Below are 12,339 nucleotides of genomic sequence, written 5' to 3' on the forward strand. Positions count from 1 at the left end.
GCTTCGGGCACTAGTCTGCTCGCAGCTCGTGGCCCGTGCCCCCTATGGGGTCAGCCTCGGCGCTTACCGCAACAGCCACGACAGCACCAGCAGCAACAACAGGATACCGGCGACCCCCTGCCAGAAATTGGCCGGCTCGCGCAGCATCCGCGGACTGCTGCGGCCACTGTCACGCTCGGCACCCAGCGGCCGACGCAGGGCATGCAGGAACTCCGACATGCGCCGATAGCGCAGCGAGCGTTGCGGATCCAGCGCCCGGCGCAGGGCGTCGTCCAGCGCCGGCGTCACCTCGGGATTGAGGGTGCGGGCACTGCGATAGGCGAGCTGCTCCAGATCGGTGTGGCTGCGCAGTCGGTTGGGTGTCAGGGAATAGGGCAGCTCGCCGGTCAGTAACCAGTAGACGGTGGACGCCAGCGAGTACTGATCGCTGCGGCGCCCCACCGAATCCCCCAGGGCGTACTCCGGGGCACTGTGCTCGGTGAGCCCCACCTGATGCACCAGTTCCCGGGAGCGCTTGTGGCCGTCCACGTCGCGCAGGTGGCAGGCACTGAAGTCGGCCAGCACCACCTGGCCATGGGAGTCGATCAGCACATTGCCGGGATGGATCTGCTGGTGCAGCAGGTCACGGTGGTGCAGCGCCTGTACCGCCTTGCCGAGCTGGTTGGCGATATCAAGCCGCTGGACCAGGCTCGCCTGGGGATGCCGGCGCGCCCACTCGATCAGGGTCTCCCCCTCCACGTAGGCCATCAGGTAGTAGAGATAGCGCCGCGGCCGCGAGGACTCCATGATGCGCACCACGAAGGGCGACTTGACCCGCTCCACCACCCACTGCTGGAGCAGGAAGTGCTCCAGGTAGGCGTTGCGGTTCGAGAGCTCGGGACTCGGCGCCTTCATGACCATCTCCCGCTCGGTGTGCACGTCGCGCACGCGGTAGACCCGCGACTGAGCGGTGCGCGACAGCACCGCCTGCACCTCCAGTCCATCCAGGCGCTCGCCGGGGGCGAGCTCCGGGGGGATCGGCAGGTCGCCGTAGACCCGGCCCGGAGAGTCCTGCTCCTCGTCGGGCAACTGGTCGATGCGCACCAGCTGGAAGCAGAACTGCTCGGCCCCATAGCCCCGCTCCTGGGCACGGGCGACCGCCGCCCCGGCGAGGCGCTCGCAGGCGGCATCCAGGTCACTGGCGTCCTGGCGGATCAGCTGCACGTATTCCGAGGGCATCAGGGTGCCCAGGGCCACCTGGGTGGTGAACAGGAAGAGGTCGCCCTGCTTGAGGGGGGTGCGCACATAGTCGATGTCGATGCTGCCGTCCATGCCGAGCGCGCGGGAGGGGTAGCGATAGCCACCCAGGTCGGCGACATGGTCGCGGGAAAGCTGCTCGAACTCGGCGCCGCGCAGCCGGAATACCAGGGTGTCGCCCATGTGGAAGAGGTGCGCCTCGCGACCACGGTAGACCACGGCCGAGAGCGAGGCGACATAGCTCCCCTCCTCGAGGTGCTGGCTCTGGCTGTAACACCAGCCGTTGAGGGCGCGCAGCACCCGGGTGGCCGAGGTCTTGATGTCCCAGTGGTCGGGGGTCGAGAAATAGTCCGCCAGGAAGCCGCGCACGCTGAGGTCGCCCGCCTGCTTGGCGATGGCGTTGCGCGAGGTGGAGTCACTGATCACCGCACAGGCGCCCTTGGCACGCAGCAGGGTCGGCTCGGGAACGCGGACCGACATCGAGCTGCGATGCCGGCGCAGGTCCGGGGCCACGAAGGCCTGTCCATAACTCAGTGACAGCTGGGCGGATGCCAAGTTGCTCTCCTCGGGGTCGAACTCGGGGTCGATACGGCACGTCGTCACGCGCCGGGGATCCATCGGAACACCATGATACACTCGTGTTGGTGCGGCGAGGGTGTCAACCAAAGCCGAACACCGCCTCCCCTGCCCGGCCATCTCGCCACGGCAAGGCCCACCCTCCCATTGCAGCACCTATGTCGCATTGGTAATCCCCGTTACGGCTCCGTATAATTCGCCGGATTTTTCGCCTATCCGGATTTTCGCCAACCGAAGGAAGCGACGATGAACTTCGACAACATCCCCGCCGGCAAGGAACTTCCCAACGACGTCTATGTGGCGATCGAGATCCCGGCCAACCACACGCCGATCAAGTACGAGATCGACAAGGACATGGGGGCGCTGCTGGTCGACCGCTTCATGGCCACGCCGATGTTCTATCCGGCCAATTACGGCTTCATTCCGCATACCCTCGCCGACGATGGCGATCCGCTGGACGCCCTGGTGGTGACACCCTATCCGGTCCAGGCCGGTGCGGTGATCCGTGCCCGCCCGGTCGGCATCCTCAACATGACCGACGAGGCCGGCGAGGACGCCAAGCTGGTCTGCGTGCCGCACCCCAAGCTCTCCACCCTCTATGACGACATCCAGGAGGTCACCGACCTGCCCGAGCTGCTGCGCCAGCAGATCGCCCACTTCTTCGAGAACTACAAGGATCTCGAGAAGGGCAAGTGGGTGAAGGTGGAATCCTGGGAAGGCGCCGAGGCCGCCCGCAAGGCCATCGAGAAGGCCGTGGCGGCCCACGACAAGGCCTGAGCACGCCTCGCGCACACGCGAACGGGCCGCCCGCCGGGCGGCCCGTTCGTCTAGTTAGTCGTCCTGCCGGCACTCACTCCGGGGAGGCGTCGACCTCCGGCCCCTCCCCGGCCGCGTCCGGGGCGGTCTCCGTTATCGGTTCCGGCTCGCCACGCTGCTGCTCCTCCCCGGGCGACGCCAGCCCCGGCGGCGGGCTCTCGGCCTCGACCTCCTCGCTGCGCTCCACCGCCTCCACCGGCGGCTCGACCGGCTCCGGCTCCTCCTCGAGCGCATCGGGGGTGGCCAGCCCGGCCGGAGGCGCCTCGAACGCCCGGGCCAGCTCCCGCGCCAGGTCCCGGGCGCGGATCACATGGTTGGCCATCACCAGCGAGTGGTTGGCGAAGATGCCGAAGCCCGAACCGTTGAGCACCACCGGACTCCACAGGCGGCGCTGGGTTCGCTCGAGCTCGGCGACGAGCATCTCCCACTCGTCCAGCACACCGGCCCGCTCGATCGCGTCCGCCTGGTCGCGACGCACCGCCTGAAGCAGATGCACCAGCGCCCAGCCGGCCCCCCGGGCCTCGAAGAAGATGTCGTCGACCCGGTGCCAGGGCGTGCGCGGGGGCAACTCGTCGGCATCGATGCCCAGGTCGCGCAGCCGTTCGCGGCTGCCGACGCTGGCGGAGAGCCGCAGCCCCAGGTCATCGAGGCGCCCGGCGACCTGCTCCAGCCAGGCCGACAGACCGGCGCCTTCGGCGAAGCCGGCACCGCCCGCCTCGCCCAGCGCCGCCAGATACTCGTCCAGTGCCTCCAGCGCCTGCTCGAGCCGGTGCTCGGTTGAGGGATAGAACCAGTCGCGGCCGTCTCCCCTCAACCGCTCGGCGACCTCCTCCAGCACCGGAGCCTCGACCGCCTCCATGGTTGATAATGCCCGGGAGAGATCGCGGGCCTGGTTCAACACCCCCAGCTCCCAGTTGGGCATGTTGTCCAGCCACAGACCCGGTGGCACGAGGTCATTGCGCAGGTAGCCGCCGGGCTTGTCGAGCAGGGTGCTCACCACGGTCATCAGGGTGGCGGTGGTGACGGCACCGCGGGACGCCGGGGTGGAGGCCGCCTCGCCACGCCGTTCGGCGGTGGCCTGTTCGATGTCGAAGGCGGCCGGCTCCCGGCTCCACCAGATACCCAGCGCCACGGTCACCAGCAGGGCGACCACTACCAGCGCCAGCAACGGTTTCCATATCCAGCCATAGTCCGGACGTTCGAGCACCTCGGTCTTCCTGCGGCGCCTGGCGGCGCCCTTCTCCGTCAAAGCCATGTTCCTGTTTCCCTGCGAGTGGCAAAGGCAGCGGCGCGACAATGGGGCGCAGCCGAGACCGGCATCGGGCGATCCACAGTGCCGGCATCCTGCGTTATCCTAGCAGCTGATCTCTCCCGCGGCGCCCGGCACGGAACCCCCGAGTGACCGCGAGGGTCATAGTCGCGCCCACCCGGAGAAGGAAAACCGTCTTGATCATCCGACGTCTGGCCTGCCTGCTCGCCCTGATACTGCTGCCGCTCACCGGACACGCCCAGTGGTTCTCCTCGAGTGGCTCCAATGGCGACTTCCTGCCGGTGCTGGAGGCCTTCCAGCCCAGTGCCTGGCATGACGGCGAGACGCTCTTCGTCGGCGTCGAGAATGCCGACGGCTACTACCTCTATCGTCACCGCTTCGCTGTCGAGGCCGAGGACGGGGCGCTCGATCTGGGTGAGCCCCGGCTACCGCCGGGCGAGGCCAAGAGCGACGAGTTCCTCGGCGACGTCTACGTCTTCTACGATCGGGTGGTCTTCGAGGTGCCGCTCGAGAACGGCGCCGCGGGACCTCAGGACCTCACCCTGACCTTCCAGGGCTGCGCCGATGCCGGGCTCTGCTACCCCCCCGAACGGGTCGACCTGCAGGCCGCCGAGCGTTCGGCGCCGGCGGCCTTCGCCGGCTGGCGGGCCGACGGCGGCAGCGGTGATGCCAGCCTCTCCTCCACGACGCCCCCCGCGCCCCAGAGCCAGGATGGCCGCTTCAGCGCACTGATGAGCGATGCCAGCCTGCCGCTGGCGCTGGGCCTGTTCTTCCTCGCCGGGCTGGGGCTGACCTTCACCCCCTGCGTGCTGCCGATGGTGCCGATCCTGTCGTCGATCATCATCGGCCAGAAGCCGACCCGCCCGCGCGCCTTCGCCCTCTCGGCCAGCTACGTGGCCGGCATGGCGCTGACCTACGCCGCGGTCGGCGTCCTGATGGGACTGTTCGGCGCCGGCCTCAACCTCCAGGCGCGCCTGCAATCCGCCCCGGTACTGATTACCTTCGCGGCACTCTTCGTTCTCTTCGCCCTGGCCATGTTCGGCGCCTTCAACCTGCGTCTGGCCCCGCGGCTCGCAGGACGCATCGACGCCTGGCAGACCCGCGCCCAGCGTAGCGGCCCCGCTGGCCTGGCACTGGCCGGCTCGCTTTCGGTGCTGGTGGTCTCGCCCTGCGTCTCGGCGCCCCTGGCCGGGGCCCTGGTGTTCATCTCCACCACCGGTGACGCCATGCTGGGAGGCGCCGCCCTGCTCGCCCTGGGGCTCGGCATGGGCGTGCCGCTTCTGCTGGTCGGCACCTTCGGCACGACCCTGTTGCCGCGCACCGGCGCCTGGATGACGGGCGTGAAGATCGCCTTCGGCATCCTGCTGCTGGGGGTGGCGATCTGGCTGGTCGAGCGCCTTCTCCCCCCCGCCATGGCCCTGCTGCTGTGGGCGGCACTCGCCATCGGCAGCGCCCTGGCCCTGGGGGCACTGACACTCGGCCAGGCCCAGGGCTGGCCCCGGGTGCGTCAGGCCGCCGGCATCCTGCTGCTGGCCTGGGGCGTCGCCCTGGTGCTCGGCGCCGCCCGCGGCGCCCACGATCCGCTCCGCCCCCTGGCCCCTCTCCTGACCCAGCCCGGCCAGGCCGGCGAGACGCTCGAGATCACCACGGTGAGCCGGCTCGACACCCTGGAGGCAGCCCTCCGGGCGGCCAGTGACGAGGGCCGCCCGGCCTTCGTTCACTTCACCGCCGACTGGTGCATCTCCTGCAAGCAGATGGAGCGCCAGGTCTACCCCGACCCCCGGGTCGCCGATCCGCTCTCCTCGTTCGCCCGCATCAACGTCGACGTCACCGGGATCGACGACACCACCCGCGAGGTGCTCGACCGCTTCGGGCTGTTCGGCCCCCCGAGCCTGCTGTTCTTCGACGGCACCGAGGAGATCCGCCAGGCACGTATCCAGGGCGAGGTGCGGGCCCCCGCCCTGGCCAGCCACCTGGACGAGGTGCTGGAGTGGCTCGATACCCGTCAGGGCTGACCCGCCCATCCCTGGCGGGGAACCGTGAACATCGCCAATCGGGCGGTCAAACTCCGCGATCGAACGCTGTTCTCTGACTGGCTGGACATCCTCGCCGATTTTCGGCACACTCCGGCGTCAATGCCTTATCAAGGCCGATAGAGGCGGAAAGAGTCGCCATCTTGCCGTGATCTATTGCGAGTTGGTCCGGGTTGACAGCGTCGCCGGGGCCTCCCGCCACCCACCGATACCAATCGAGACAGAGTCATGGATATCCGCAAGGTCAAGAAGCTGATCGAACTGCTCGAAGAGTCCAACATCAGCGAAATCGAGATCCAGGAAGGCGAGGAATCGGTACGCATCAGCCGACACCCCAACGGCACCAACTGGCAACAGCCCATGCCCCAGGGCTATGCGCCACCGGCACCGGCAGCCGCCCCCCCGGCCGTGGCGGCACCCGCCGAACCCGCCGGTGAAGCGGCACCCGCCTACCAGGGCCACGCCGTGGCCTCGCCCATGGTCGGCACCTTCTACCGCTCGCCGGCACCGGGCGCCAAGCCCTTCGTCGAGGTGGGCTCCAGCGTCAAGAAGGGTGACACCGTGTGCATCATCGAGGCCATGAAGATGATGAACCAGATCGAGGCCGATCGCGATGGCGTGATCGAGGCGTTCCTGGTCGAGGACGGCGAACCGGTCGAGTTCGACCAGCCGATGCTCGTCATCTCCTGATCTTCCCACAGACACTGGCGGACCCCATCATGCTGGACAAGGTTCTCATCGCCAATCGCGGCGAGATCGCCCTGCGCATCCTGCGCGCCTGCAGGGAGCTGGGCATCAAGACCGTTGCGGTCCACTCCAAGGCCGACCGCGAGCTGATGCACGTGCGCCTGGCCGACGAGGCCGTGTGCATCGGGCCGGCGCCCTCGGCCCAGTCCTACCTGAACATCCCGGCGCTGATCAGCGCCGCCGAAGTCACCGATTCCAGCGCCATCCACCCCGGCTACGGCTTCCTCTCCGAGAACGCCAACTTCGCCGAACAGGTCGAGCGCTCCGGCTTCACCTTCATCGGCCCCCGCGCCGAGACCATCCGCCTGATGGGCGACAAGGTCAGCGCCATCGAGTCGATGAAGAAGGCCGGCGTCCCCACGGTTCCCGGCTCCGACGGCCCGCTGCCGGAGGACGACGAGGGCGAGATCGTCGCCATCGCCCGGCGCATCGGCTATCCGGTGATCATCAAGGCCGCCGCCGGCGGCGGCGGCCGCGGCATGCGCGTGGTACACACCGAGGCGCACCTGCTCTCGGCGGTCACCGTCACCCGCACCGAGGCCCATTCGGCCTTCGGCGACGGCACCGTCTACATGGAGAAGTTCCTCGAGAACCCGCGCCACGTCGAGGTGCAGGTGCTGGCCGACGGCCAGGGCAATGCCATTCACCTCTATGATCGCGACTGCTCGCTGCAGCGCCGCCATCAGAAGGTGATCGAGGAGGCCCCCGCCCCGGGCATCGATCCCGCCGCCCGCGCCGAGGTGCTCGAGGCCTGCCGGCAGGCCTGCCTCACCATCAACTACCGTGGCGCCGGCACCTTCGAGTTCCTCTACGAGGACGGCCAGTTCTTCTTCATCGAGATGAACACCCGGGTCCAGGTGGAACATCCGGTCACCGAGATGGTCACCGGCGTGGATATCGTCCGCGAGCAGCTGCTTATCGCCTCGGGGCTGCCGTTGTCGGTCCGCCAGGAGGAGGTGCAGCTCAACGGCCACGCCTTCGAGTGCCGCATCAACGCCGAGGATGCCCGTACCTTCATGCCCTCCCCCGGCAAGGTGACCCTCTATCACCCGCCGGGCGGCCTGGGCGTGCGCATGGACTCCCACGTCTATACCGGCTACACGGTGCCTCCTTACTACGATTCGCTGATCGGCAAGCTGATCACCTGGGGCGCCGACCGCGAGAACGCCTTGACTCGTATGCGCAACGCCCTGGACGAATTGCTGGTGGAGGGCATCAAGACCAACACCGATCTGCACAAGGAGCTGGTGCGCGACGGCTACTTCCAGCAGGGTGGCGTGAATATCCACTACCTGGAAAAGAAGCTCGCACAGTAACTCGCACAGCGTTTCGCGGGGTGGCCGACGCCACCCCGTTTTCGTTTCCCGCTGTCTGTCACCCCGGCGATTCAATCGCCCCTTGACCCCTCTAGGAGCCCGTCATGCCCTGGCTGCAACTGAAGGCCCGTATCGCCCCCGAGCAGGCCGAGCCCCTGGAAGAGCTGCTGCTCGCCGAAGGTGCCACCGCCATCACCCTCCAGGACGCCCATGACCACCCGGTGTTCGAACCCGAGCGCGGCACCACCCCGCTGTGGGACGAGACGGTGCTCACCGGGCTCTACGACGACCTGGAGGGTATCGAGGCGATGCTCGAACGCCTCGCTGCCGCCTGGGCCGAGACGATCCCCGGCGAGCCGCTCCCCGAGATCGAGTACGAACTGCTCGCCGACCGCGACTGGGAGCGCGAGTGGATGGCGGACTTCACGCCGCTGCGCATGGGACAGCGGCTGTGGATCGTGCCGAGTTGGCACGAGCCCCCGGAGCCCGGTGCGGTGAACCTGCACCTCGACCCCGGGCTTGCCTTCGGCACCGGCACCCACCCCACCACGGCGCTCTGTCTGGCGTGGCTCGACGGCCTGGCGGTGGCCGGTGAGCTCGCGGATCGCGAGGTGCTCGACGTCGGCTGCGGCTCCGGGATCCTGGCCATCGCCGCCCTCAAGCTGGGCGCCGGCCGGGCAGTGGGTACCGACATCGATCCCCAGGCGCTGCAGGCGAGCCGCGACAACGCCGAACGCAACGCCGTTGCCGAGAACGACTTCCGCCTCTGCTACCCGGAGCAGCTCGAGGGGGCGGCCCGCTTCCCCATCGTGGTCGCCAATATCCTCGCCGGCCCACTGGTCGAGCTGGCGCCGACCATCGCCGGCCATGTGGCCCCGGGTGGGCGCCTGGCGCTCTCCGGGATCCTCGAGCCCCAGGCCGAGGCGGTGCTCGAGGCCTACCGGGCCGAGAACCTGCTGATGGAGGCTCCGAGCGTGCGCGACGGCTGGGTGCGGCTGAGCGGCCATCGGACGGGATAGGGAGCAGGCCCCTGGCGAGTTCAACCCCGGTTGCGCGACAAAAGATCGCCTTCACCATCGACCATCGGGGGCGTATGATATGCCCCCTTCGAGCCAGCAGACGCCATCATGCCCGAGACTCGCCCCCCGCCGCCGCGGATCGGCCGCTTCGCATTGCCCAACCGGGTGATCCTCGCCCCCATGGCCGGGGTCACCGACCGCCCCTTCCGGCAGCTCTGCCGGCAGTTGGGGGCGGGCCTGGTGGTGGGCGAGATGGTCACCTCGGACCCCGGCCTGTGGCACACCCGCAAGTCGCGACTGCGCCTGGATCACCGCGGCGAACCCGGCCCCCGGGCGGTGCAGATCGCCGGCGGCGACGCCGCGATGCTCGCCGAGGCGGCGCGGCTCAATGCCGAGCACGGAGCCGAGATCATCGACATCAACATGGGCTGCCCGGCCAAGAAGGTCTGCAACAAGGCCGCCGGCTCGGCGCTGCTGCGCGACGAGGCGCTGGTGGCCGAGATCCTCGAGGCAGTGGTGGCCGCGGTGGATGTCCCGGTGACGTTGAAGATTCGCACCGGCTGGTGTGCCGAGAGCAACAACGGGGTGCGCGTGGCCCGGCTCGCCGAAGCCGCCGGCATCCAGGCCCTGGCGGTCCACGGCCGCCATCGCCAGCAGCGCTACTCGGGCGAGGCCGAGTACGACACCATCGCCGCGATCAAGGCCGCGGTGAAGATTCCGGTCTTCGCCAACGGCGATATCGATTCTGCCGAGAAGGCCACCCGGGTCCTCGACTATACTGGTGCGGATGCAGTGATGATCGGTCGCGGCGCCCAGGGCAACCCCTGGATCTTCCGCGAGATCGACCACTACCTGCACCGGGGAGTCCATCTCGCTCCCCCGGACGACGAGGAGCGCGCCGGCGTACTGCGCGCTCACCTCGTGGCCCTGCATGATTTCTATGGTGAGCACATGGGTGTGCGCATCGCACGCAAGCACGTCGGCTGGTATCTGACCAGCGATACCCGCCTCGACGAGGCGACCCGGCGTGCCCTGCGGGCCACCTTCAATGGCCTGGAGTGCCCGGCAGCCCAGTGCCGCTTCATTGACGAACTGTTTCGTCACGGCCCCGCCGCGGCTCCGTGCCGCCCGGCCCGGACCGTGGCATCGGATGGAATCTGTGCCGCATGACCAGCCAAGCCTTTCCCCAGAATCCCGAGCTGTCGGGGCTCGACATCGCCCGGACCTCCCGTGATCTCGCCGGCGTGAGCGACCCCGCCGGGGACTCCTCCCCGGACGGCAGGCCGACGGCGTCGCAGCAGCCGCTGCGCGAAGCCGTGGACGCCGCCATGCGACGCTACTTCGATCACCTGGACGGCGGCGACGTCACCGGCCTCTACGCCATGGTGATGGCCGAGGTGGAGGCACCGCTGCTGGCTTCCGTACTCGAGCATACCCAGGGCAACCAGACCCGCGCCGCGGAAATGCTCGGACTCAACCGCGGCACCCTGCGCAAGAAGCTCAAGCAGTACGGCCTGATCTGAGCATGAAGGGAGGCCCGACGGACTCCCTTGGCCTCCTTCGCCCCCGTCCCGTGACCCGCTTTCCGTGTCCCGACCTTCCACCCATCCACTGCCAGCCAGAGAGTGTTCCATGGCCCAATCCTCCTCCGGCGCGGTTCGCCGCGCTCTGATCAGCGTTTCCGACAAGACCGGCATCGTCGACTTCGCCCGCGGTCTCAGCGAGCACGGCGTCGAGCTGCTCTCCACCGGCGGCACCTTCCGCCTGCTGCAGGAGCACGGCATCAGTGTCACCGAAGTCTCCGAACACACCGGTTTCCCGGAGATCATGGACGGCCGGGTCAAGACCCTGCACCCGAAGATCCACGGTGGCATCCTCGGCCGTCGCGGCCAGGACGACGCCGTGATGGCCGAACACGGCATCGACCCCATCGACATGGTGGTGGTCAACCTCTACCCCTTCGCCCAGACCGTGGCCAGGCCGGACTGCACCCTGGACGACGCCATCGAGAACATCGACATCGGCGGCCCCACCATGGTGCGCGCCTGTGCCAAGAACCACGCTCACACCACCATCGTGGTCAGCGCCGACGACTATCCCCGGGTGCTGAGCGAGATCGCCTCGGGCAGCGGCGTGGTCGGTGACGCCACCCGCTTCGACCTCGCCGTCAAGGCCTTCGAGCACACCGCCGGCTACGATGCCGCCATCGCCGACTACCTGGGGCAACGCGTCCCCGGCGGCGAGGACGGCTTCCCGCGCACCTACAACCTGCAGTTCGTCAAGAAGCAGGCCATGCGCTACGGCGAGAATCCCCACCAGAGCGCGGCCTTCTACGTGGAGGCCGATGCCGCCGAGGCCAGCGTGGCCACCGCGACCCAGCGGCAGGGCAAGGCACTCTCGTTCAACAACGTTGCCGACACCGACGCCGCCTTCGAGTGCGTCAAGGCGTTCACCGAGACCGCCTGCGTGATCGTCAAGCACGCCAACCCCTGCGGCGTGGCGGTGGGCGCCAATGCCCGCGAGGCCTACGACAAGGCCTTCGCCACCGACCCCACCAGCGCCTTCGGCGGCATCATCGCCTTCAACGTACCGCTCGATGCCGACGCCGCCCGCGCCATCATCGACCGCCAGTTCGTCGAGGTGATCATCGCCCCCGGGGTGGCCGAGGACGCCCTGCCGATCGTCGCCGAGAAGCAGAACGTGCGCCTGCTCGACGTCGGCGCCCACTGGCCCGGTGAGCGCGAGCACGCCCACGACTTCAAGCGCGTCACCGGCGGGCTGCTGGTGCAGGACCGGGACCTGGGCACGGTCGGCCGCGATGAACTCACCGTGGTCTCGGAGCGCGTGCCCAGCGAACAGGAGATGCGCGACCTGGCGTTCGCCTGGAAGGTGGCCAAGTACGTCAAGTCCAACGCCATCGTCTACGCCAAGGCCGGCCAGACCATCGGCGTGGGCGCCGGCCAGATGAGCCGCGTCTACTCGGCGAAGATCGCCGGCATCAAGGCCGCCGACGAGGGCCTCTCGGTGCCCGGCTCGGTGATGGCCAGTGACGCCTTCTTCCCGTTCCGCGACGGCATCGACGCCGCGGCGGCGGCCGGCATCACCGCGGTGATCCAGCCCGGCGGCTCGATGCGCGACCAGGAGGTGATCGACGCCGCCAACGAGGCGGGGATCGCCATGGTCTTCACCGGCATGCGCCATTTTAGGCACTGACGCCGGCGGCGAGCTCAAGTCACAAGGAAAACCCCACCGGGCCATGGGCCTCGGTGGGGTTTTTCATGCTGCTTAGAAAACTGTCGTGAATCTCAGTCGAGGCTGAGCACTTA

10 protein-coding genes are annotated in these 12,339 nt (G+C 68.7%); 8 read left to right on the forward strand and 2 right to left on the reverse strand.

Annotated features, from left to right (window positions below):
- Nucleotides 1–63: 63 nt before the first annotated feature.
- Nucleotides 64–1,791, reverse strand: coding sequence for a bifunctional protein-serine/threonine kinase/phosphatase (locus AC5W54_RS10950; protein WP_495962159.1), 1,728 nt, complete (start codon nucleotides 1,789–1,791; stop codon nucleotides 64–66).
- Nucleotides 1,792–2,058: 267 nt separating this feature from the next.
- On the opposite strand from AC5W54_RS10950, the gene ppa reads away from it, so the two are divergent.
- Complete coding sequence (gene ppa / locus AC5W54_RS10955; protein ID WP_495962113.1) at nucleotides 2,059–2,589, forward strand: inorganic diphosphatase; 531 nt, start codon at nucleotides 2,059–2,061, stop codon at nucleotides 2,587–2,589.
- A gap of 73 nt (nucleotides 2,590–2,662) precedes the next feature.
- Here ppa and AC5W54_RS10960 read toward each other — a convergent pair whose 3' ends face one another.
- The gene (locus tag AC5W54_RS10960; RefSeq protein ID WP_495962114.1) at nucleotides 2,663–3,883 is read right to left on the reverse strand and encodes a DUF2333 family protein; all 1,221 of its coding nucleotides are present in this window, start codon (nucleotides 3,881–3,883) and stop codon (nucleotides 2,663–2,665) included.
- 191 nt (nucleotides 3,884–4,074) lie between these two features.
- Between AC5W54_RS10960 and dsbD the strand changes: the two genes are divergently transcribed.
- The 7 genes from dsbD (at nucleotide 4,075) to purH (ending at nucleotide 12,226) form a co-directional block, all read left to right on the forward strand.
- The gene (dsbD, locus tag AC5W54_RS10965; protein ID WP_495962115.1) at nucleotides 4,075–5,913 is read left to right on the forward strand and encodes a protein-disulfide reductase DsbD; all 1,839 of its coding nucleotides are present in this window, start codon (nucleotides 4,075–4,077) and stop codon (nucleotides 5,911–5,913) included.
- A gap of 246 nt (nucleotides 5,914–6,159) precedes the next feature.
- Nucleotides 6,160–6,621 carry an acetyl-CoA carboxylase biotin carboxyl carrier protein gene (gene accB / locus AC5W54_RS10970; protein WP_495962116.1) on the forward strand — a complete coding sequence of 154 codons (462 nt, stop codon included), beginning with the start codon at nucleotides 6,160–6,162 and terminating at the stop codon, nucleotides 6,619–6,621.
- A gap of 29 nt (nucleotides 6,622–6,650) precedes the next feature.
- A complete protein-coding gene (accC, locus tag AC5W54_RS10975; RefSeq protein WP_495962117.1) occupies nucleotides 6,651–7,994 on the forward strand; it encodes an acetyl-CoA carboxylase biotin carboxylase subunit in 1,344 nt (447 codons plus the stop codon).
- Between the two features lie 104 nt (nucleotides 7,995–8,098).
- The gene (gene prmA, locus AC5W54_RS10980) at nucleotides 8,099–9,013 is read left to right on the forward strand and encodes a 50S ribosomal protein L11 methyltransferase (protein ID WP_495962118.1); all 915 of its coding nucleotides are present in this window, start codon (nucleotides 8,099–8,101) and stop codon (nucleotides 9,011–9,013) included.
- Between the two features lie 108 nt (nucleotides 9,014–9,121).
- Nucleotides 9,122–10,183 (forward strand): tRNA dihydrouridine synthase DusB, encoded by a 1,062-nt coding sequence (dusB, locus tag AC5W54_RS10985; protein WP_495962119.1) that lies wholly within the window; start codon nucleotides 9,122–9,124, stop codon nucleotides 10,181–10,183.
- Nucleotides 10,180–10,536, forward strand: coding sequence for a DNA-binding transcriptional regulator Fis (fis, locus tag AC5W54_RS10990; RefSeq protein WP_495962120.1), 357 nt, complete (start codon nucleotides 10,180–10,182; stop codon nucleotides 10,534–10,536). The genes dusB and fis overlap by 4 nt, the downstream gene beginning before the upstream one ends.
- Nucleotides 10,537–10,645: 109 nt before the next feature.
- Complete coding sequence (gene purH, locus AC5W54_RS10995; RefSeq protein ID WP_495962121.1) at nucleotides 10,646–12,226, forward strand: bifunctional phosphoribosylaminoimidazolecarboxamide formyltransferase/IMP cyclohydrolase; 1,581 nt, start codon at nucleotides 10,646–10,648, stop codon at nucleotides 12,224–12,226.
- Nucleotides 12,227–12,339: the final 113 nt, after the last annotated feature.

The organism is Halomonas sp. LMYGS-3 (assembly GCF_059509875.1).